The sequence below is a fragment of the Tautonia plasticadhaerens genome (assembly GCF_007752535.1).
Lineage (GTDB): Bacteria > Planctomycetota > Planctomycetia > Isosphaerales > Isosphaeraceae > Tautonia > Tautonia plasticadhaerens.
On the sequence record NZ_CP036426.1, the window covers coordinates 8,004,634 to 8,027,281 of the forward strand.

Here is a 22,648-nt window from a genome sequence, read left to right on the forward strand (position 1 = left end):
AGGCAGGCGGTCGGCGATGGGGTCGGGATGGGTCGAGGATTCAAGGCACGCGGCCCCCGGCAGTCGGCGAGGCGCTCGACCGCCGGGGGCCCCGGATGGATGGGTCGTCGGGCCGGGGCTCCCCGGCTCGGCTCAGCGATAGAGGACGCTGTTGACCGCCTCGACCACCCGCTCCACGTTCGGCAGGATGTCGAGTTCGAGCGTGCGGTTGTAGGGGATCGGGGCGTCCTTGGCGGCGACCCGCTGGATGGGGGCGTCCAGCTCGTCGAAGGCGGCGCGGTAGATCCGGTCGGCGACCCCGGCGCCGATGCCGCAGTAGTACCAGTCCTCCTCGACGAACACGCAGCGGTTGGTCTTCGTGATCGAGGCGAGGATGGTGTCCATGTCCAGCGGGCGGAGGGTGCGGAGGTCGACGACCTCGACGCTGACGTCTTCCTCGGCCAGTTTGTCGGCGGCCTTGAGGCTGGTCATGACCGACCGGGAGTAGGTGAGGATCGTGACGTCGGAGCCTTCTCGCTTGACGTCGGCCTGGCCGATCGGGACGACGAAGTCGGGGTCGTCGGGGACCTCGCCCTTGTCGCCGAGCAGGTTCTCGTGCTCGATGAAGATGACGGGGTCGTCGTCCCGGATGGCGGCCTTGAGCATCCCCTTGGCGTCGGCGGGGGTGCTGGGCATCATCACCTTCAGCCCGGGGAAGTGGGAGAAGAGCGCCTCGGGGCGGTGGGAGTGGGTGGCGCCGAGGTTGCCGGCGATCCCCGAGTTCCCCCGGAAGACGATCGGCACGCTGAACTGGCCGCCGGACATGTAGCGCATGTTCGCGGCGTTGTTGACCAATTGGTCGAAGGCGACGTAGCTGAAGCTGAAGGTCATGAACTCGATGATCGGCCGCAGCCCGACCATGGCGGCCCCGATGCCGATGCCGGCGAAGCCGTTCTCGGAGATCGGCGAGTCGACGATCCGGCGGGCGCCGAAGCGGTCGAGCATCCCCTGGCTGACCTTGTAGGCGCCCTGGTATTCGGCGACCTCCTCGCCCATGAGGAAGACGCGGTCGTCCCGCTCCATCTCCTCGGACATGGCCTGGTTCAGGGCCTCTCGGTACTGGATGACGGCCATCGTCCGGGTCACTCCTGGGGGATGTGGGGGGAGACGGTGATGTCGGTGTAGATCTCGTCGAGGCCCGGCTCGGGGGCCTCCTCGGCGTGGGCGATGGCCTCGTCGATCAGCTCCTTGACCTCGGCCTGCATCAGTTCGAGGCCCTCGTCGTCGACCCAGCCGCGCTCGCGAAGGACGACCTCGTACAGCGCGATCGGGTCGCGCTCGCGGGCCTTCTCCAGCTCCTCGGCGGTGCGGTACTTCATCGGGTCGCTCATCGAGTGGCCGCGGTAGCGGTAGGTCTTGGCCTCGATGAAGGTGGGCCCCTCGCCGGCCCGGGCGCGGTTGGCGGCCTCCAGGGTGGTCTCGGCCATGGCCTCGATGTCGTTGGCGTCCACGGCGACGCTGGCGGAGAAGCCGTAGGGGGGCCCGCCCCGCTGGGTCAGATCCAGCACCGCGGAATGGCGATGCAGGTGGGTGCCCATCGACATCAGGTTGTTCTCGACGACGTAGATGACCGGCAGCTTCCAGAGGCCGGCCATGTTGAAGGCCTCGTGCAGGGCCCCCTGGTCCATGGCCCCGTCGCCGAAGAAGCAGATGGTGACCCGGTCGTCGCCCCGGTACTTGCTGGCGAAGGCCATGCCGGCGGCGAGGGGGATGTGGCTGCCGACGATGGCGTGCCCGCCCATGAAATTCCGATTGGCCTGGAAGAAGTGCATCGAGCCGCCCTTGCCCTTGGAGCAGCCCGAGGCCTTGCCGAGCATCTCGGCCATGCCGGCCCTCGGTTCCATCCCCCGGGCGAGGGCGTGGCCGTGGTCGCGGTAGGCGGTGATGACGTAGTCGTCCTCCCGGAGGACGCCGATGGAGCCGACGGCGCAGGCCTCCTGGCCGCTGTAGAGGTGGCAGAAGCCGCCGATCTTCTGGCGCTGGTAGAGCATGGCCGAGCGTTCTTCGAAGCGCCGGATCACCAGCATCTGGCGGAGCCAGTCGAGGGCCTGCTCGCGGTCGACGATGGGCTTGGCTTCGGTCTGCGCGTGGGCCATGTCTGCCAGCTCCTGCTCGGTCTCGGGTCCGGAGGATGATCGGGGCGAGGGGTCCGACGGCGGCGAGGGGGGGAGGGACGGCCCGGGCCCGGGGGCGGCCTCGGCCGGGGAGGCGGCCCGGCCGGCGGAGGGGGCCCGGCCGCGCAACGCCGGCCGGCGGCGGATGATCGATAGCAATACGCGAGCGATTCTACTCAATCGCGGGGCATCCCTGCCAGTCGAGGCGGCGGGTGCGTCGGTCGACCGGCGGTGCGGAACGCCCGCCCGGCCCCGGGCGAGAGGGCCGGGACCGGGGCCGGCCCCGGGCGATCGACGGGGCCGGCGGCGGGCCGATTCGACGCGAGACGATGCGGTCCTCCGGAGGACCGGGCGATCGGCGAGGCGGGGGCCCCCTCGATCAGCCCCGGGCGCCCTTCAGGAGCTGCCGGAGCACGTAGGAGAGGATCCCGCCGTGCTCATAGTACTTGATCTCCTGAGGCGTGTCGATCCGGACGGTCGCCGGGAACCTCGTCGTCGCGCCGTCGTCCGAGGTGGCGATCACCTCGACCTGCCGGCCGGAGGCGAACCCGGAATCGAGCACCGCCTTGAGGCCCTCGATCGCGAAGGCCTCCTCGCCGGTCAGGCCGAGCGACTTGGGGTCGTCGCCGGCGCCGAACTGGAGGGGGAGAATCCCCATGCCGACGAGATTGGAGCGATGGATCCGCTCGAAGCTCTCGGCGATCACGGCGCGGACGCCCAGCAGCTTCGGCCCCTTGGCGGCCCAGTCCCGGGAGGATCCGGAGCCGTATTCCTTGCCGGCGAGGATGATCAGCGGGACGCCCCGCCGGGCGTATTCCTCCGAGGCCTCGAAGATCGTCGTGACGTCCCCCTCGGGAAGCATCCGGGTGAATCCCCCCTCGGTCCCCGGCGCCATCTGGTTCCGGAGCCGGACGTTGGCGAACGTGCCGCGGACCATCACCTCGTGGTTCCCGCGGCGGGAGCCGTAGGAGTTGAAGTCGGCCGGCTCGACCCCGCGCTCGCGGAGGTACTGCCCGGCCGGGCTCTGCACCTTGATCGAGCCGGCCGGCGAGATGTGGTCGGTCGTGATGCTGTCGCCCAGCAGGGCGAGCACCCGGGCGCCCTCGATCTCCTGCACCGGCTCCGGCTCGATGCCCATCCCGAGGAAATAGGGCGGGTTCTTCACATAGGTCGAGGCGTCGTCCCACTCGTAGAGGTCGCCCTCGGGGGTGGGCAGGGAGCGCCAGCGCTCGTCGCCCTGGAAGACCTCGGCGTACTTGCGGCGGTACATCTCGGAGCGGACGGACTTGAGGATCGTCTCCTGGACGTCCTTCTGCGTCGGCCAGATGTCCTTGAGGTAGACCGGCGTGCCGTCTTCCCCGGTGCCGAGCGGCTCGCGGGTCAGGTCGATGTCGATCGTCCCGGCCAGGGCGTAGGCGACGACCAGCGGCGGCGAGGCGAGGTAGTTGGCCTTCACCTCCGAGTTGATCCGCCCCTCGAAGTTCCGATTGCCCGAGAGCACGGAGACGGTCACCAAGTCGTCCTCGTGGATCGCCTGCGTGATCTCCTTCGAGAGCGGGCCGGAGTTGCCGATGCATGTCGTGCAGCCGTAGCCGACGGTGTTGAAGCCGAGGGCGTCCAACGAGGCGCTCAGGCCCGAGTCGTCCAGGTAATCGGTCACCACCTTGGAGCCGGGGGCGAGGCTCGCCTTCACCCAGGGCTTGGCCTTCAGGCCGCGCCCGACCGCCTTCTTCGCCAGCAGCCCGGCGCCGATCATCACCGAGGGGTTCGAGGTGTTCGTGCAGCTGGTGATGGCGGCGATGACGACCGAGCCGTGCGTGATCGAGCCGCGGCCGTTGGTCAACGGGTGCGACTCTGCGGCCGGCGCGTGCGGATCCTCGGCACCGGGGGCGACACCACCACCCCCTTCGGTCTCCAGCCGGTCCTCGGCCTTGGGGTCGGTGGTCGCCTTGCCGCCGGTCTGCCGGGCCAGCTCGGCGGCCTGGGCCTTGTCCGAGCCCTTGATCAATTGCGAGAGGACGTGGGCGAAGCCCGCCTTCACCTCGCCAAGGGTCACCCGGTCCTGCGGCCGCTTCGGGCCGGCGAGGCTCGGCTCGACCGTCGAGAGGTCCAGATCCATCACGTCGGTGAAGCTCGGCTCCGGAGCCCCGGTGGCCCGGTACATCCCCTGCTCCCGGGCGTACGCCTCGACCAGCGCGATCTGATCCGCGGGCCGGCCGGAAAGCTCGAGGTAGCGGAGCGTCTCGGCGTCGATCGGGAAGATGCCGCAGGTGGCGCCGTACTCGGGGGCCATGTTGGCGATGGTGGCGCGGTCGGCTAGGGGCAGGTGATCGAGGCCGTCGCCGAAGAACTCGACGAACTTGCCGACCACGCCGCGACGGCGGAGCATCTGCGTCACCGTCAGCACGAGGTCGGTGGCCGTCGCCCCCTCGGGCAGCCTGCCGGAGAGCTTGAAGCCGATGACCTGCGGCACGAGCATCGAGACCGGCTGGCCGAGCATCGCCGCCTCGGCCTCGATGCCGCCGACGCCCCAGCCGAGCACGCCGAGGCCGTTGATCATCGTCGTGTGCGAATCGGTGCCCACGAGCGTGTCGGGGTAGGCGACCGGGGTGCCGTCCTCCTCCCGGGTGAAGACGACCCGGGCGAGGTACTCCAGGTTCACCTGATGGACGATCCCCGTCTCCGGGGGCACGACCCGGAAGTTGTCGAACCCCTTCTGACCCCACCGGAGGAAGGCGTAGCGTTCCTGGTTCCGCTGGTACTCCAGCTCGGTGTTCTTCAGGAGCGCCAGGGCGGAGCCGGCCTCGTCGACCTGGACCGAGTGGTCGATCACCAACTCGGCCGGCTGCAGCGGGTTGATCCGCTTCGGGTCGCCGCCGAGCCGGGCCATGGCGTCCCGCATCGCGGCCAGGTCCACGATGGCGGGCACCCCGGTGAAGTCCTGCATCAGCACCCGGGCCGGCCGGAAGGCGATCTCGTCGGTCGGCTCGGCCTTCGGGTCCCAATTGGCGAGCTTCAACACGTCGTCGGCGGTGACGGTGACGCCGTCCTCGCAACGGAGCAGGTTCTCCAGCAGGATTTTCAGCGAGAACGGCAGCCGGGCCAGGTCGACCCCCCGGCCGGAGAGGCAATCGAGGCGGTAGATCTGATACGAGCGGCCGTCGACCTGGAGGGAGGCTCGGCTCTGGAAGCTGTCGGCCATCGTGGGGCAACCTGTTCGAGGGGGACCATGCCGGGTCGTCCGGGGCACAAGTTCCCCCCATCATACCAATTCCGCCCCGTGGGCTCCCAGATCGGAGCCCCCCGGGCCCGTGGCGAGGCTCCCGGGGCCGGGGCCCCATGACTGGCCGATCGATCGGCTCAGGGGGAGTCGGCGTCGACGGTCGCGTCGGCGGAGGGGTCGTCGGATCCCGGATCCCGGACGGCCCCCTCGGGGGCGGTGCCCAGCTCGGCGGCCTCGGCGGGGGAGGAGGAGGCGTCGACGGCGGCCCCCCGGGCGTTGGCGGCGCCGGCGGCCCCCCGGGCGTCGGTGTTCCCCTCCAGGCCGGGGAGGTCGACGTTGGGGGCGGGGGCGGAGACCTCGGCGTCGGGCATTTCGGGGTCGAGGTAGGTGCCGCTCGGCCGAGGGTCGCCGTCGTCCGTGGACGGAAGGCGCTCGAGCCCCGCCACCACTCCTGCCTCGTCTTGCGAGGCCCGTCCCGCATCTCTGAGCCCGGCGTCCTCCTGGCGTTGAGCGGCGTCCTTCCCGCAGCCGACGAGGGGTGAGGCGACGAGGAGCAGGGCGACGAGGAGCGTCGGCCGGGGGAGCGATTCGATGGGCATCATCGGCAGGGCCTCGCGAGCTGGGGCATCGGGGCGGTCGACCGCATCGGGGACCACGCCGATCCCCGGGGCCGTTGCCGGGGACTCAATGCACCTCGCGCGCCGTGGAGCGGGGCGGATCGATCAGTCGACCGGCCCGGCCCGGGGAGGCAGCTGGATCTGGAACCGGATCGGCTGTCCGGCCCTCCGGAGCAGCAGCTCATCCCTGGCCGCCTGCACCGCCAGGGGGGTCAGCCCGCTGGCGAAGTATGGGTTGGAATACGCGGCCCCGGCATAACCATACGGGCCGACGCCGTAGCCGCCGAAGGGACCGTCGGGGTAGGCGTAGTGAGAGGCCCGGCCGGTCGCCAGGGCGTTGTAGGCCAGGCCAGACCGAATGTCGGGCTGGTTCAGGACGGAAAAGGCGCCCGGGTAAATCCCATACCCGTGGCCGTATCCCGGGAAGCCGCCGAAGGGGGCACCCACCCCGTAGCCGACCCCGGCATAGGTCGGCCCGAATCCATAGCCGTAGCCGCCGAAGGGGGTGCCATAGCCGTACTCCCAACCGGGGGAGACGAGCCACTGGCCCCGGGCCGTCGAGTAGGCCGGGCCGAGCAGCGAAAGGGAGGCGATGAGGATCGACGGCGGGGCGAGACGGTCAATCCATCGGGAAATCATCATGAGACGTGCTCCTGGTTGTCCCGACTCCGGCCGCCTCGCCACCGCTGCCCGTCCGAGCCGATCCGGTCGTTCAGCCGACGAACCGGACGTCGACCGGGCCGGGGACGAGGCCCAGCTCCTCGGCCCGCTTGAGCAGGGTGCGGACGGCCTCCCGACCCCGCTCGCCGTAGTCAACGGTCCACTCGTTGACGTACATGCCGACGAAGCGGTCGGCGAGCTTGGGGTCGAGCCCCCGGGCGTAGGTCAGGGCGTAGTCGAGCGCCTCCTGGCGGTGGTCCAGGGCGTACTGGATGCTCTGCTTGAGCAGGCGGGCGACGCGCTCGACGGTCTCCTGCCCCAGGTCCCGACGCACGACGTTGCCGCCCAGGGGGAGCGGGAGGCCGGTCTCGCCGTACCACCACTCGCCGAGGTCGGCGACCAGGTGGAGGTCGTGGTCGGGATAGTAGAGCTGGCCCTCGTGGATGATGAGGCCGACGTCGACCTTCCCCTCCAGGACCGCCGGGATGATCCGGTCGAACGGGACGACCTCGACGGGCACGTCCTTGCCCAGGCAGATCTGGAGCGTGAGGTAGGCCGTCGTCAAGGTGCCGGGGACGGCGATCGTGGGCTTCCGCTCCCGGAGATCATCGAGCGTCATGGGCTCCCGGGCGATGAGCTTGGGGCCGTAGCGGTCCCCCATGCTGGAGCCGGAAGCGAGCAGGGCGTACCGGTCCGCCAGGTGGGAATAGGCGTGGATGCTGACGGCGGAGACCTCCAGCTCGCCCTCCAGGGCGCGTCTGTTGAGGGTCTCGATGTCCTCGAGCTGGTGGACGAAGTGCAGGTCGCCCGTGTCGAGCTTCTCGTGGGCCAGGGCGTAGAACATGAAGGCGTCGTCGGAGTCGGGGCTGTGTCCGACTCGGATCGTCCGCCGGCCTTCGGTACTCATGGGCTGCGGGGGCCTCGGGCGGGGCGTGGGGCGGGGTCAGGTTCGGTCCGGTCCAGTCCGGGGGATGGCAATCGGTCGATGCGGGTCGCAGGCGGTCGGCCGTCGAGGACGGTCGCGGCCATCCGCCCGGCCTTCACGCCCCCCCGATCGGTCGTTCGCCGTCGGCCGTCGGCCGTCCCATGACTCCTAAGAATAGACAAGGCCGCCCCCCCGGTCCACCCGGGGGGTGGAGGCCGGGGGCGGCGGCCTGGGGTCGATCGGGGGTGCCGATCGGCGCGGGATCAGTCGGTCGTCGGCTCGGGGGCGGCGGCGGGCTCGTCGCCGAGGGGGCCGAGCATGTCGAGCGCGTCGAAGGGGTCGAGCATCGGGTCGAGCTCGGCCTCCTGGATCAGCTCGCCGAAGGGGATCTGCTCGGGGTCCACCTCGCGCCCGGCCTGGCGGAGGGCCTCGGCGTAGCGGACGACCGTCTGCCCGGTGTCCTTGCGGTTCAGGTCGTCGTTGCGGTAGGTGGGGTAATCCTCCAGCAGCGACTCCCAGAGCTGCAGCCCCTCGAGGTAGAGGTCGGCGGCCTTGGGGAAGTCGGCGTTGAGGTAGGCGAGGTAGCCCTCGTAGAACAACTGCCGGGCGCGGACGCCGTCGGGCTGCATCTCGGCCCGGCAGCGCTCGACCCAGTAGCGGAAGTTATTCTGGTCGGCCCAGCGGGTGGTCCAGGCCATCTTGTTGTCGGTGAGGTTCTCGGCCTCCTCGGGCGTGACCTCGCGGATGTCCTTGTCCTCGTACCGGCTGAGCAGGTCGGCCCATTCCTGGGTGTTGGCCTTCAGCCGGGTGATCAACTCGGGGTCGAGGACGTCGCCGATGCGGATCGGCTGCGCGACCAGCTCCCCCTGGATGCGGAGGGCGTTGGGGGAGCGGAACTCGTACTCGCCGAACGTCAGCCACTCGTCCTCGGCCAGCTCCCACTCCCGGCGGGCCTTCTCGCCGAACTGGGCGGGCACGGCCACCTTGCTCCGCTTCTCCAGGGCCGCGGCGTAGCGGGTCTGGGCGTGGGCGGGCATGGTCCGGAAGGCCAGGTCGCCGGGGCGTCCCTTGCGGTTCTCGACCGGGTCGACGAACTCGACCGGCGCCTCCAGCTCGGTGGCCAGGCGCTGATACTCGTCGGCCTTGTCCACGGCCAGCTCGAACCAGCCCCGGGCGACCTTGAAGTTGTCGTCGTAGGAGCGGTTGTCGATCGGGTCGGTCTGGAAGGCCTCGTCCTCGTCGTCGTGGAAGAGCTGGCGGAGGATGATCGCCTCGTCGGCGAAGCCGAGCTTGTGGTAGTAGGTCCAGGCGGTGTCCCAGACCAGGTCCGGGCTCTTGGGGTTGTTCTCGACCCCGTCCCGGAGGAAGTTGATGCCGTTCTTGATCCAGACGTACTTGTCGGCCGGGTCGTCCCACTCGACCGAGACGTTGTACGCGAGGTTCCAGCCCTGGAAGGTCCAGATGGAGAGGAAGTGCGGCTGGAGCTTGGTGATGAAGTCGACCTTCGTCTTCAGCAGGTCCCACTCCTGGAGCCGCTGCAGCTCTTGGGCCTGCATCCAGAGGGCGTTGGCGACGACGCCGCGCGCCCCGCCGATCATCGCCAGCTTGAGCATGAAGCTGCCGGTGTCGACCTGGCCGACGGTCGCCTCCCCCAGGTCCCGCTCGGCCTTCTGGCGCTGCAGCCAGGAGCCGTAGGGGACCATCAGCGCGAAGATGCCGACGATCAGGGAGCCGTAGAGGATCTGCTTGGACCGGATCGAGAGCGTGCTCATGCGGCCACCTCGCGGTTCTTCAGGATGAAATAGCCGGCGATCGAGAACGGCAGCGCGTAGGCCAGCGCCAGCAGCACGTTCGCCCCCAGCGTCGACCAGCGGATCGCGAAGCCGTCGGCCACGAGGTTCGACAGGTCCATGGCCGAGAAGTTGGGGACGATGAAGATGAGCAGCGACATGATCGGCACCACGATCGAGTCGAGCGACTTGGCCAGGATCACGCCGAGCGTGGCGTCCAGCTCGCTCATCTGGTTCTGGTGCGAGATCATCCGGATCATCGACTCGAACGGCCCCCCGCCCACCATCTGGCCGGTGGCCAGCTGGTTGAGGATCGGGAAGAAGATCTCCCCGGCGGCGAAGAAGAAGACGGTGATCAGCAGCGCCACCGGCCAGCTCAAAAACGTGCCGGCCCAGACGCCGATGGCCGTCAGCACCATCGCCTGCAGCCAGATGCCGGCCAGGCCCCTCATGTAGTTGACCAGGAACGAGCCCTGGCTGGCGACGACGAACAGGTCCCCCTCGGCCATGCCGAGGTACTGGGTGGGGCTGAGGCACTGGACCTGGATCGTCAGGTAGCCCTGGCTGCCGACGAGCTTCTGCGCCGGGAAGGACCACTTGTTGGTGTAGTACTCCTTCACGTCGAAGGTGTCGCTGTAGACCAGGTCGCCGACCAGCGGGTTGGGCCCGCCGCCGAACTGGGAGGCCAGCGGGTCGATCAGCAGCGGCTGGGGCCGCGGGTCGCTGGGGAACATCGGGGCCTCGGTCGAGAACGGGTGCGCGACCTGGATCGAGGCGTAGACCGGCTCCCCGGGGCGGCCCTTGGTGGTCCGGTAGACGGTGAAGGTCATCTGCACGGGCACGTCGGGCGACCTCAGGTCGTCGGCCTCGGCCCGGAGCCGGGCGGCCTCGGCCTCGTCCTCGGCGGCGGCGGCCCGGTCGGTCAGCTCGACGTAGCGGCCGACCATCTCCTGGTGCTGGGCGGCCAGGCCGCCGATCTGCTCGTCCAGCCGGGCGACCCGGGCGTTGATCCGGGACAGCTCGCCGGGCTCGGCCCCCTGCTTGCCCGCCTCCTCCTCGGCCTTCTGGTAGGCGAGCTCGTAGATCTCGTTGGCCAAGTACTCGATGGTGCCCCGCTCCAGCAGCAGGTCGACGGGGATCGGCTTGGAGACCATGGGGAAGGGCAGCCCCGGGCGGTTCGGGAACAGCCGGTCGACCGGGTGCGGGACGATCGGGCCGAAGAGCCAGCTCGCCTCGGCCTGGGTGGCCCCCTCGACGAAGCTGCGGATCTCCAGCTCCTGGCCGACGTCGATCCCCTTGATCCGGGGCTCGCCGACCGAGTCGATGAACGTCAGGGAGCCGTCGACCGGCAGGCGGGCCGACATCCGGGTCTGCAGCTGGTCGAGCTGCGCCTCCAGCTGCTCGGCCTTGTTGGTCAGCCCGGCCTCCCGGGCCGCGGCCAGCTCCTCGCGGAGCTCGTCCACCCGGCCGCCGACGTTGCGGTCCAGGTAGATCAGGCTGATGCCCCCCAGGGCGAGGATCAGCACCGTGACCACCGCCATGAAGCCGAGCATCCGGCCCCAGACCACCTCCAGCCGGCGCACCGGCTTCGTGACGACCGTGTAGATCGTCTGGAACCGGATGTCGTTGGGCAGGGTGATCGGCGTCAGGATGGCGACCATCAGGGTCAGCAGGATCGACGAGAGCAGCATCAGCGTGCCGACGTACAGCCGGCTCAGCTCGGCCTCGCGCTGGGAGTCCGGCGGCTGGAGGAACCAGTGGGTGAAGGCCAGGATCAGCAGGAAGATCGCCAGCACGGCCCAGGGGATCCGGGTCTTGCGGAACGACTCCACCCAGCTGAATTTGCCCATCGCGTAGAGCCGACGCGGGCGGACCGAGGCCACTTCCCGGATCACCAGCTGGGCGATCCGGGCGAGGACCGCGAAGCCCATGAACGTCAGCGCCATCCGCACCGAGGTCAGCACCAGCGCCACCGTGCCGGCGGAGGTCAGCCCGCCGTCCGGGGTGACCACCGCGGTGTCGGGCGGGAATCCGAGCCCGGCGGCGAGGTACGGGATCGCCGACGCCGGCAGGCTCGCCGACAGCCCCACCGCCGCCAGCAGCGCCAGGTGGATGCCCAGCAGCACGACGAGGTCGCCGGTGCGGCGCTCGCGGCGGATCCCCGACCAGAGCAGCACCTCCAGCCAGGCGAGGCCGACCAGCAAGCAGATCATCCCCACCAGCGACGCCACCGCCACGCCCAGGACGTAGGCCTCCGGCATCTGCCCGGAGCCCTGCGCCACCCGGACGAACACGCAGCCGATGCCGACGATGATCGCCAGCAGGAGCGCCGCGTCCAGCGGCCGGGCCCCGCCGACGGTGAACGAGGCGGGCCGACGGCCCCGCAGCGAGGAGACCGCCCAGGCGCCGACCCAGCCCAGCAGGCCGGCCAGCGAGATGATCTTGATCCAGCTGAGGATCGGACCCCACCAGACCGGCGCCGTGCGGATCGGGTCGCCGATCAACAGCACCCAGCTCTGCCAGGGGGCCAATTGCTCGGCCATCACGGCCGATTGCTGGACGACCGGCCCCCCGGCGGGCGGCGGGGCGGCGTCGCCACCCCCGGCCGCGGGGGCCGGGGCGCCTCCGGGGGCCGCCGCGGCCGGGGTGTCGAGGGCAACCGGCGCGGCGGCGGCCGGCTGCGGGGACGGGGAGGCCGCCGGATCCGGCGAGGAGGCCTCGGGGGCCTGGTCGCCGGTCTGCGCCCAGCAGAGCAGCAGGAAGAGACTCAGCGCGGACATCGCTGGGGGAGACTCCAGAAGCGGATGAGGACGGGATCAGGTCGAGGTCGGCCGTCGGAGCGATCGGGGGGCCCGGGTGCCGGATCGGTCGGTCGGTCGTCGGCCGGGATCGGCCGCTCCCCCGCCCGCGATCGGGCCTCTCGGCCCGGATCCGTCCCCCGGCCGCCCCCGAGTCAGGATGCCTTGCCGGCGGGGGTCGCCGCGGCCGAGCCGTCGCCGTCGCCGTCGGCGGGCATGCCCGGCCGATCGCCGACCCGACGGCGGCCCGGGTGCAGCTCGCTGTCCCGGACGATCCGCAGGAACAGCTCTTCCAGCGTGGTCGTCGGGTGGTCGACGGCCAGCAGCTCGCCGCCGTGGCGGCGGATGACGGCCTCGATCTCCGCGACGGCCGCCTCGGGCAGATCCCTGGTCTTGATCTGGGTGACGTCCTGCACGGTGAGCAGGTCTCTGACCTTCCCCAGCTCCTTCAGCTCGCCCCGGTGGAGGATGGCGATCCGGTCGCAGATGTCCTGCATGTCGGCCAGCAGGTGGCCGGAGAGCACCACCGTCTTGCCCCGGTCCTTCAGCTCCCGGATCCGGTCCTTGATCTCGGAGGTGCCGATCGGGTCGAGCCCGGAGGTCGGCTCGTCCAGCAGGATCAGCTCCGGGTCGTTGATCAGCGCCTGGGCCAGGCCGATCCGGCGCTGCATGCCCTTGGAGTACTCCCGGATCTGCCGGTGCTTGGCCGCCGAGAGGCCGACCATGTCGATCAGCTGGTCGACCCGCTTCTTCCGTTCGGCGTTGTCCAGCTTGAACAGCCGGCCGTAGAAGTGCAGCGTCTCCTCGGCGTTGAGGAACTTGTAGAGGTACGACTCCTCGGGCAGGTAGCCGATCCGCTCATTCTTTGCCACATTGGTGGCCGGCTCCCCCATCAGGAAGGCTTCCCCCTCGGTGGGGAAGAGCAGGCCCAGCAGCAGCTTGATCGTGGTGGTCTTGCCCGAGCCGTTGGGCCCGAGCAGGCCGAAGATCTCGCCGCGCCGGACCTGGAGGTCCAGGGCCTTGAGGGCCAGCACCTTGGGGCGCCCCCAGAAGTCGCGGTAGACCTTCGTCAGGTTCCGGGTCTCGAGGATCACGTCGGAGTTCATCGCAAGGCGCCCTGCTGCGAGGATCGGATGAGAGCGTCGGGATCCGCCCGACCCGTGGGGCCGAGGCGTCTCGCGGGACCGTTCGATTCGAGGCGATTCGGCCCGAGTACGGGCCGGGGAGAGGACGGATCGGATGCAATCGGGACCGAACGGGGCCGGGAGCGGGTCGAGGAGTGTCGAGTCGATCGTCCCCCCCGGGCCATCGCGACGGATGGGCCGGGCCGCCGGTTCGGTCCCGGGCGCAGGGCCCGGATCCCGGCCGGAGCGTATTCTTGGGGGGAATCACGACTCCTACGACGGAACCCGGCTCCCGGTTCGGTCGCCGAGGGAAACCGGAGTCGTCGACCGCGGCGGGGCGGCCGGCCCTCGGCACGAGGCGGGGGACGGCCGTCAAGCCCATCCGCCTCCCGGGCCACGGACGAACTCTAACATAATGACCCTCACGCCGTCCCGGCAATCCGCCTGCCCCCCGATCGGCCCGATCGGCACGCCGCCACCCGGCTCGTGATCGACCAACCGCCGGAGGGCCGACCGATCACCGGGGGCGGCCGACCGCGAAGGGCCGGGTCGGCCCCCCGGCCCGGGACAGTGCCCGGGTGACCGGCCCGGCTCGGTCCCGGGAGGCGCCGAAGGGGGACACGGCCGGGGGAACCGGCGGGGGAGGCTCGGCCGGGGGGAGGATCTCGATCGGCCCGTCCGGCGGCGCCAGGGCCGGCGGCAGCAGGCCGGGCTGCGGCCCGGGGTCGACCGGATCCACCCCCCCCGGCAACGCAGGGGCCGGGGTCGACCACTCAGATCGCTCCTCAAGCGGAAGCGAGAGGTCGAACGGTACGTCGCCGTGAATCCGGGGGCCTCGGGCCGGCGGCAGCACCTCGACCTCGACGTCGTACCCGGTCGGCACCGGCGAGGCGAACCCCGTCGGCTCGACCGGAGTGACCGGGCCGCAGATCGGGCAATCGGTCAGGCACCGGTCGTCGAGCCTGTCGAGCGCCCGGCGGGCCCATTTCCGGGTCGCGTGGTCTGGGTCGGAGTGGGCCGCCTGCCGGAGTGCCAGGTGGGCCATCCCGTCGCGGGGGGCGAGCCTGGCCAGCGTCTCGGCCGCCTCCTCGCGGACCTCCTCGTGACAGTCGCCGAGCATCGCGGAGGCCAGGGTCGGGGCCAGGTCGGGGTGGCACCGCCAGTCGAAGTCCCGGAGGTCGTGGGCGGCGTCGTCCCGCTCCTTCCAGCTCGGGTGCCGCTGCATCACGACCAGCAACCCCTGCACCTCCCGGTATTCGGAGAGGCACGACCGGCAGCACCCCGGCCCGTCGTAGCGGTGGTCGTCGCGGTCATGTTTCGCCTTCAGGCAGTCGAACAGACCCAGGCCGCCGACGGCAAGCTGGGCCGCCAGGACCGTCGAGCAGGCGATCGCGCCGGTCATCGGTGTGCTCCTCGGACGAGGTCGTCCCGTCCCGGTCGGGGGTCGATCTCACGCCACAATCGACACGACCAATTTAACCCATTCATCCTACACTTTGCAAACACCCGAGAGAACCAATCCTTCCCCCCTCCCCGGCCCCGGGCGTCCCTCGGGGGGCCGGCGGGCCCGAGGGGAGGGCGGTCACGCAAATGAGGGAGAAAATGGCGAGCCGACACACTACGATCGAGAGGGACGTAGTTTGTGGATAGCCATGGCGTCAGCCCCGCACCCGAGCCGAGCCCGGCGCCCTGCCCGCTGATGAACGACCGAGACGCACGCACCCAGCCGGAGGACCGAGAGGTGGGACGATCGCGATCAAAACAGCGACTGAACGTCAAGGCGGTGATCGGGACGGCGATCGTCGTCCTGGTCCTCGTCGGCGGCGGCCTGCTGGCGGCCGGGGTCTTCCAGGACCGGGTACGTGACCAGGTGTTGACGCAGTCTCGGGATCTGATCGAGGGGGACAACCCCGGGATGGCCCTGCGGCACCTGGAGCGCTTCCTCTCCAAGAATCCCGACGACGTCGAGGTGCTCGACCGCTATGCGACGCTGCTCTCCGAGGCGGTGCTCCGGCGCGGCGACTTCGGCAGGATCGACCCGGCCATCGCCAGCAACGAGCGGCTGCTCCGGCTCGACCCCGAGGGGGCCGTGGCCGAGGATCCGCAGCAGAACCGGCGCCGGCTGATCGAGCTGTATATCCTCCGGACCGAGCTGACCACCTCCGACTTCTCCCGATTCAGCTTCCGGGAGGCCGACCAGAGGGTCGCCCTGGAGAGCCGCTACCAGGCGGCCGCGAACGTGGCCCGGGACCTGATCGCCCGGGGCGCCGACGACGCCGAGGCCCACCGCCTGCTGGCCATCGCCCAGGAGGGGGTCGCCGGCAAGGACGACGCGCGGCTGAGGGCCACGGCCGTCGAGTCCTACGAGAAGGCCCTGGCCCGGGATCCGGCCGACCGGGTCGCCGCCGAGCGGCTGGCGCGGGCTTACCGGGACCGGCTCGGACGGCCGGAGAAGGCCGATCAGGTGCTCGAGGAGCTGGCCAGGGCCGCCCCGGACTCGGCCGACTCCTGGCTGGCCGTCTACCGCCACTACGCCCATTCCAAGGCGCCGGGGAAGGCCACCGAGGCCCTGAACAAGGCCGTCGAGCTGGCCCCGGACGACACGGCCGTGGTCATGGCCGCCGCCACCGACGCCCTGGACCGCGGCGACGTCCCGGCGGCCCGGGGCCTGCTCGATCGGCTCCCCGACCGCACCCGGGCCCTGCCCGAGGTCGAGCTGATGCGGGCCACCATCGACTTCCAGGAGCGGCAGACCGACGAGGCCATCGCCCGCCTCCGCGAGGGCCTCAAGAACGTCGGCGGCGCCAACGAGCGGTTGGTCCTCTACCTGGCCAACGCCCTGATCGAATCCGGCAACCTCGCCGAGGCCGCGCCGCTGGTCTCGCGCTACAAGGGGCTGGCCGGCTCGGAGTCGACCTACCTGTACCTGCTCGGCCTCTACCAGCAGAAGGCCGGGGAGCCCGCCAAGGCGATCGATTCGTTCGACGGGGCCGAACGCGGGATCAACGAGGCGCTCAAGCCGAGGATGCTGGTCGCCCGGGGCCGCTGCAAGCTCATCCTCGGCCGGGGCAGTGATGCCATCCAGGACTTCCGGGCGGCCGTCGCCGCCGACCCCCGCTCGGCCCAGGCCCGGCTGGCGCTGGTCGACGCCCTGGCCAGGGGGGGCGTCGACCGCGCCCTGGTCGAGCTCCGCGAGGGGATCGCCTCCGCCCCCGAGTCCCCCGAGCTGCGTCGGGCGCTGCTCCAGATCCTGCTGGCGATCCAGGCCGCCCGGCCGGCCAATCAGCGTTCCTGGCTCGACTTCGACTCCGCCCTCCGCGACATCCGCGAGCAACCCGCCCTCGCCGACGACCCCGCCCTGACCGCCCTCCAGGCCCAGCGGGAGATGCTCGACGGCCGCACCGACGACGCGGTCGCCCTGCTGGAGACGGCCGTCGAGGCCCACCCCGACGCCTCGATCCTCTGGTCGACCTGGGTCGACACCCTGGTCCGGGCCGGCCGCCGCGCGGACGCCCTCTCGGTCCTGGAGCGGGCCTCCCGGCCCGAGGCCGCCGGCGACAGCGCCACCTACCGCGTCCTCCGCTCCCAATTGCTCACCCAGCTCGGCCGGGGCGGGGAGGCGATCGACCTGCTGGTCGCCGGGGCCTCCACCCTGCCGACCGACCAGCGGGCGCCGATCCTCCAGGCCCTCGGCCGGATGCAGTCGGCCCGGGGCAAGCTCTCCGAGGCCCGCAACAGCTACCTCGCCTGGCAGCGGCTCCAGCCCGGCTCGGCCGCCCCGACCCTGGCCCTGCTGGAACTGGCCATCGACACCGGCAACACCGAGGAGGCCGAGGCGGCCCTCCGAGATCTCCGGGGCTCGTCGGAAGATCCCGGCCTGCCCTACCGCCTCGGCTACGCCGAATACCTGCTCCGGATCCCCGGAGGCGACCGCGGCGAACGCGCCAAGAAGGCCCTCGAGCAGCTCGAGCCGATCCTCGCCGAGGGCTCCCAGACCGCCAAGCTGCCCGCCGCCCTGCTGCTCCGGGGCCTGGCCTACCGCGAACAGGCCCGGCTCGAGGATGAGGGGCCGACGGCCGATGCCCTGCTCGGCAAGGCCCTGATCGACCTCCGGCAAGCCCGGGATTTGGGCGAGCGCAAGGCCACGGCGCCGATGATCGACGTGCTCGTGCAGCTCGACGACTTCGCCGCCATCGACGACCTCCCCCGGCTCACGTCGGGCGGGCTCGACCACGAGATCGACAAGCTCGCCACCGAGGCCTGCATCCGCCAGGGCAAGCTCGAACGCGCCGCCGACTACCTGGAGCGGACCACCCAGGCCGCCCCCAACACCCCGCAGTTCTCCGCCTGGCGGGTGACGGTGCTCGACCGGCTCGGCCAGACCCCGCAGGTCGAGCAAGCCCTGCTCGCCCAGGCCCGCAACCGAAAAGACGCCTCCGCCTGGATCAGCCTGATCCGCTACCAGGCCGCCCGGGGACGCCGGGAGCAGGCCGAGGAGGCGATCGCCGAGATGAAGCGCACCGTCAAGGTCGACCCCCCCGAGCTGCTCGAGGCCCAGGTCCGGGAGGCCATCGGCGACCGCCAGGCCGCCGGGCTCGCCTACGAGGCCGCCCTGGGGAAGCGGCCCGAGTCGCCCGACGTCCTGCTCGCCGCCGCCCGGTTCGACCAGACCGCCGGCCGGTTCGACCGGGCGCTGGAGCACGCCGAGAAGGCCCTCGCGGCCGACCCCTCCTCCCGGCCCGCCGCCCGGATGAAGGCCCTGCTGCTGGCCGAACGCGCCAAGGACGCCCCCTCCTGGCAACTCGCCTGGGACGCCCTCGGCCCCGAGCCCCCCGAGGCGGACGACCAGGCGCCCCAGGACCGCCTGGCCCGCGCCATCCTGCTGGCCCGCCACCCCGAGGCCTCCCGACGCGAGGAGGCCGTCGGCCGCCTCGAGGCCCTCGTCGGCGACCAGCCCTCCGGCGACGTGCTCGCCGCCGCCGCCCGGGAGACCCTGGCCAAGCTCCTGCTCCAGCAGGACCAGCCCGAGCGCGCCGCCGAGGTCGCCGCGGTGACCGCCCTGAGCGCCACCAATCCCGCCGCCGTCGCCCTCTACGCCCAGGCCCTCCTCGCCGCCGAGCAGGTGGACGAGGCCGCCCGGCAGCTCGACCGCCTGGAGAACCTCGCCCCCAACTCCCCGGCCCTCACCGAGCTGGAGCTGAGGCTGGTCGAGGCCCGCGCCGAGGCCGGCTCCAAGGCCGAGGGGCTGGAGGCGGCCTACTTCGAGGCCGTCGAGCAGGCCGACGGCGACCCGACCGCCCGGGCCGTCGCCACCTTCCGCCGCCTGGTCCAGCTCGGCGAGCCCGCCGTCGAGGTCGCCGATCGCGTCGGCCGGGACCTCGCCGGGCGCTTCCCCGAGCAGGCCTGGCTGCCCTCCCAGTGGCTCGCCTCCCGGGACGCCTACCCCGACGCCCTCGAACTGGCCGAGGCCGCCATCGCCTCCGAGGACCCCTCGGCCTCCTTCCAGGGCGCCCGGGCGGTGCTCACCGTGGTCGAGCGCTCCGGCGCCTCCCCCGACTCCATGGGCCGCGCCGAGGAGTTGATCGAGCGGGCCGCCGCCGCCGGCCCCCCCGCCAACCGGGCGATGCTCGGCATGTTCCGCCACTTCCAGGGCCGAATCGACCCGGCCCGCTTCCAGGACGAGATCCGGATTTACCGGGAGCTGCTGGGGAGCGAGCCCGACAACGTCATCTACCTCAACAACCTCGCCTGGGCCCTCGGCGAGTGCTCCGACCAGCCCGAGGAGGCCCTCGACCTGATCGACCGCGCCTTCCAGTCGCTGGGCACCCGCCTGCCCGAGCTGCTCGACACCCGGGGCGTGATCCTCGACCGGCTCGGCCGGCACGACGAGGCGGTCACCACGATCGAGGAGGCGCTGGAGGCCCAGCCCAACAAGGCCATCTACCACTTCCACCTCGCCCGGGCCCTCGACGCCGTCGGCCGCACCGAAGACGCCCGGGCCTCCCTCTCCCGGGCCCTCGAACTCGGCCTCACCGCCGACGACGTCGAGCCCACCGAGGTCGAGGACTTCGATCGCCTCAAGGCCCTCGAATCGACGTGATCCCGCCCGACCCCGCCGACCCGACCGGGGCCCCTCGTCTTCCCGGTCGGGTCGGCCATCGCGCCCCCTGCGGCCCCGGTCAATCGCCCCCCGGCCCGGTCCGCTCCCGCAGCCGATCGGCCGCCTCGCCGAGTTCGCGGCGATCGAGGGCGCCGTCGCCGTCCTGATCGGCCCGGTCGAACCGCGGGGCGAGCCGATCTGGGACTTCCTCCCGGTCGACCCGGCCGTCTCCGTTTCGGTCGAGCCGATCGATCGCCGCCCGGCCGGGCCCCTCGGTGCCCCCTCGCCTCCCGAACCGGCCCAGGAGTCCCCGCAACCGGCCCCGGTCTCCGTTCCCGATCGCCAGGAGGCTGCCGCTCCCCCCGGACAGGTCGCCCCCGCGCTCGTCGGCCAGGACGTAGCCGAACAGCACCGTCCCCATCTCGTCGGTCGACTGCTCGCCGAAGGTCACGTCCACGGGCGGGTGGCTCGGGTTCCTCGGGTTGCCCTCCGAGTTGTCGTACACGAGCGTCACGTCGATCCGGGTCCCGGCCGGGATCCGGACCGGCTCTTCGAAGAAGTACCGGCCCTGCCAGTCGAAGTCCCAGTCCGGGATCCGGAACAGGTCGATCGCCGAGCCGTCGGGACGCGTCGCCACCGCCTCCATCGACTCGCAGATGTAGTGGGCATGGCCGCCGACGCTGATCAGGTCGATGTCCCGGTCGATCGTCCGGGAGGCCCTCACGGTGTGCGCCTCGTCCCCCGCCTCGATCCGGCCGAGGGCGAACCTCCCGAACGCGGGGGGCACCTGGAACCCCCTCAGCCGCTTCGACGGCGGCCCCTCGGCCAGGTACAGGCCGATCGTCGCCTTCTCGTGCTCGACCTTCCCCGACGGGTGGAAATGCGTCTGCATCAGGAGGTCCGTCCCCGACGGCAGTGCCATGGCCAGGTCGTCCGGCAGGGGCTGGGGCCGGGTGCCCAGCACCCAGCCGCCGAGGCTCCCCCTGAGGTCGAGCAGCCGCATCCGCCGGAACCCCGGCCGGCCGTCCTCGCCGTCGAGCCGGCGGGCTCCCTCGCTGTCGGCGACGAAGAAGAGGGCGTGGTGCACCACCTCCCGGGCCGACGGCCTCAGCTCGACCGCCTTCACCCACCTGTCTTCGGGCAGATCCAGCCGGAAGACGAACGTCCGGAACTCGTCAGGCCCCCCGGCAGGGACCTCGAACGCCTCGTCCATCGTCACGACCAGGTCCGGATCCCCCAGCGTCCAGCCCTCGGGGAAGTCGGGCACCGCCGGCGTCCTCGACGGATCCCCCTCGGGCATCCCCCGCTCGACCCAGAGGCCGAGCAGGTCGACCTGCTCGGCGGTCAGCCCCCGCTCGTCCCTCAGCGGCAGGCACGAGGGGTCCGGGTGCCAGGGCGGCATCAGCCCGCTCGCGGCCACCTCGGCGATCGTCGCCCCCCGCGTGCGGGCATCCTCGTACGACCTCAGCGGGAACGGCGCCGGCTCCCCCGGCCGGTGGCACTCGGTGCAGTTTCCGAACAGGATCGGCGCGACGTGCTCGGCGAACGTGACGGGACCCGGGTCGTCCGGGTCGTCCGGCCCGATTGCCACCGCGAGGCCGAGGGCGATGAGTGCGATCGACATGGCGAGGTGACGCTCCCCTTGATTCGGGTCGGAGGCTCGGACGGCGGCGAACCGGCGGGACGGCCCCCGGGGCGAAGCCCGCGCCGACGTCCCCGAGGGCTCGCCTCCCTACCCGATGGAACACCCCCGGTCCCCCCGGGTATCGTGCAGGCCGGCGGCGAGGGCGCGATCGAGGACGACGAGACGCCCCGCCCGCGGCCAATTGACCGGCACTCTCCCCCCGGAGCCCCCCGATGAGCCCCATCGCCTTGCTCGCCCCGATCCTCTCCCTGCTGTTCCCGAGCCACCGTCCCGGGCCCCCCGAAGGGCCCGAGGTCCTCGTCGGCGTGGCCCGGGTCGACGTGACGCCCGAGGGGCCGATCCGCCTGACCGGCTACGGGAACCGAGCGACCGAGTCGGACGGCGTCACGCATCCGCTCTGGGCCAAGGCCCTCGCGATCGGCGGCGACGAGGGGGAGGGCCCGGCCGTCCTGATCACCGTCGACAACCTCGGCATCTCCGACGCGATCACCTCCGAGATCGCCGATCGCCTGGCGGACGCCACCGGGCTCCCCCGGGATCGGCTGGCGATCTGCGCCTCGCACACGCATTCGGCCCCGGCCCTGACCGACGTCGCCCCGTTCATCTTCGCCGAGGCCCCGCCCCAAGACCAGCAGGCCCGCATCGACCGCTACACCGCCCGCCTGACCGACCAGCTCGCCGAGGTCGCCCGGGCCGCCCTGGAAGCCCGGCGGCCGGGGCACCTGAGCTGGGCCGTCGGCTCGGTCGGCTTCGCCGCCAACCGCCGCGTGCTCAGGGACGGCACCTGGTCCGGCTTCGGCGTCTCGCCCGACGCCCCGGTCGACCACTCCCTCCCCGTCCTCCGGGTTGCCGACCCCGACGGCACCACCCGGGCCGTGCTCGCATCCTACGCCTGCCACTGCACCACCCTAAGCGGCGACTTCAACGCCATCTGCGGCGACTGGGCCGGGTTCGCCCAGGAGGACATCGAGCGCGACCACCCCGGCGCCGTCGCCCTCATCGCCATCGGCTGCGGCGCCGACGCCAACCCCGAGCCCCGCGGCGAACTGTCCCAGGCCAAGGCCCACGGCCGATCCCTCGCCCGGGCCGTCTCCTCGGTCCTGAAGCGACCCATGACGCCGATCAGCGGGGTTACGCGGGCCGGGCTGGCCCGGGTCGACCTCCCCTTCGCCGACCTCCCCTCCCGCGCCGACTGGGAGGTGAAGGCCGGGTTGGAGGACCAGGAAGGCCGACGCGCCCGGTCCATGCTCGCCCTCCTCGACCGGGGTGACGCGATCCCGACCGCCCTGGAGGGCTACCCCGTGCAGGTCTGGGCTTTCGGCGACGACCTGGCGATGGTCTTCCTGGCCGGCGAGGTCGTGGTCGACTACGCCGTGCACCTCCGCCGCGTCGCCGACCCGGCCCGCCTCTGGATCAACGCCTACAGCAATGATGCCCCCTGCTACATCGCTTCCGACCGCCTGCTCGGCGAGGGCGGCTACGAGGTCGACAGCTCGATGATCTACTACGGCCAGCCCACCCGGTTCGCCCCCGGCGTGGAGGGCCGGGTGGTCGACGCCGTCCTCGAGCTGATACCCGCCGCCTTCCGGGCCGAGCCCGGGGGAGAACGCTGA

At 71.8% G+C, this 22,648-nt stretch carries 13 protein-coding genes; 2 read left to right on the top strand and 11 right to left on the bottom strand.

What is annotated here, in order from left to right; all coding sequences use genetic code 11:
- Positions 1-132: 132 nt before the first annotated feature.
- From ElP_RS31855 to ElP_RS31900, 10 genes are all read right to left on the bottom strand, one after another.
- Positions 133-1,113, bottom strand: a complete 981-nt coding sequence (locus ElP_RS31855) for a pyruvate dehydrogenase complex E1 component subunit beta (RefSeq protein ID WP_145277172.1) — start codon at positions 1,111-1,113, stop codon at positions 133-135.
- 8 nt (positions 1,114-1,121) lie between these two features.
- On the bottom strand, positions 1,122-2,135 hold the full coding sequence (gene pdhA / locus ElP_RS31860; RefSeq protein WP_145277174.1) for a pyruvate dehydrogenase (acetyl-transferring) E1 component subunit alpha: 1,014 nt from the start codon (positions 2,133-2,135) through the stop codon (positions 1,122-1,124).
- Between the two features lie 397 nt (positions 2,136-2,532).
- Positions 2,533-5,355: an aconitate hydratase gene (gene acnA / locus ElP_RS31865; protein ID WP_145277176.1), complete on the bottom strand. Its 2,823-nt coding sequence runs from the start codon at positions 5,353-5,355 to the stop codon at positions 2,533-2,535.
- A gap of 158 nt (positions 5,356-5,513) precedes the next feature.
- Complete coding sequence (locus ElP_RS31870; protein WP_145277178.1) at positions 5,514-5,978, bottom strand: hypothetical protein; 465 nt, start codon at positions 5,976-5,978, stop codon at positions 5,514-5,516.
- Between the two features lie 120 nt (positions 5,979-6,098).
- Positions 6,099-6,635 carry a hypothetical protein gene (locus ElP_RS31875; protein ID WP_145277180.1) on the bottom strand — a complete coding sequence of 179 codons (537 nt, stop codon included), beginning with the start codon at positions 6,633-6,635 and terminating at the stop codon, positions 6,099-6,101.
- Between the two features lie 70 nt (positions 6,636-6,705).
- Positions 6,706-7,560, bottom strand: a complete 855-nt coding sequence (locus ElP_RS31880; protein WP_145277182.1) for a menaquinone biosynthesis family protein — start codon at positions 7,558-7,560, stop codon at positions 6,706-6,708.
- A 281-nt stretch (positions 7,561-7,841) separates the two neighbouring features.
- Positions 7,842-9,350: a hypothetical protein gene (locus ElP_RS31885; protein WP_145277184.1), complete on the bottom strand. Its 1,509-nt coding sequence runs from the start codon at positions 9,348-9,350 to the stop codon at positions 7,842-7,844.
- On the bottom strand, positions 9,347-12,148 hold the full coding sequence (locus ElP_RS31890; RefSeq protein ID WP_145277186.1) for an ABC transporter permease: 2,802 nt from the start codon (positions 12,146-12,148) through the stop codon (positions 9,347-9,349). Before ElP_RS31890 ends, ElP_RS31885 begins: the two co-directional genes overlap by 4 nt.
- Before the next feature lie 173 nt (positions 12,149-12,321).
- Positions 12,322-13,272, bottom strand: a complete 951-nt coding sequence (locus ElP_RS31895) for an ABC transporter ATP-binding protein (RefSeq protein ID WP_145277188.1) — start codon at positions 13,270-13,272, stop codon at positions 12,322-12,324.
- Positions 13,273-13,807: 535 nt separating this feature from the next.
- Positions 13,808-14,692 carry a HEAT repeat domain-containing protein gene (locus tag ElP_RS31900; RefSeq protein WP_145277190.1) on the bottom strand — a complete coding sequence of 295 codons (885 nt, stop codon included), beginning with the start codon at positions 14,690-14,692 and terminating at the stop codon, positions 13,808-13,810.
- Positions 14,693-15,031: 339 nt separating this feature from the next.
- Here ElP_RS31900 and ElP_RS31905 point away from each other — a divergent pair, with 339 nt between their 5' ends.
- A complete protein-coding gene (locus tag ElP_RS31905; protein WP_145277192.1) occupies positions 15,032-19,390 on the top strand; it encodes a tetratricopeptide repeat protein in 4,359 nt (1,452 codons plus the stop codon).
- Positions 19,391-19,469: 79 nt separating this feature from the next.
- Here ElP_RS31905 and ElP_RS31910 read toward each other — a convergent pair whose 3' ends face one another.
- A complete protein-coding gene (locus ElP_RS31910) occupies positions 19,470-21,014 on the bottom strand; it encodes an EF-hand domain-containing protein (protein ID WP_145277194.1) in 1,545 nt (514 codons plus the stop codon).
- Between the two features lie 233 nt (positions 21,015-21,247).
- On the opposite strand from ElP_RS31910, the gene ElP_RS31915 reads away from it, so the two are divergent.
- Complete coding sequence (locus ElP_RS31915) at positions 21,248-22,648, top strand: neutral/alkaline non-lysosomal ceramidase N-terminal domain-containing protein (RefSeq protein ID WP_145277196.1); 1,401 nt, start codon at positions 21,248-21,250, stop codon at positions 22,646-22,648.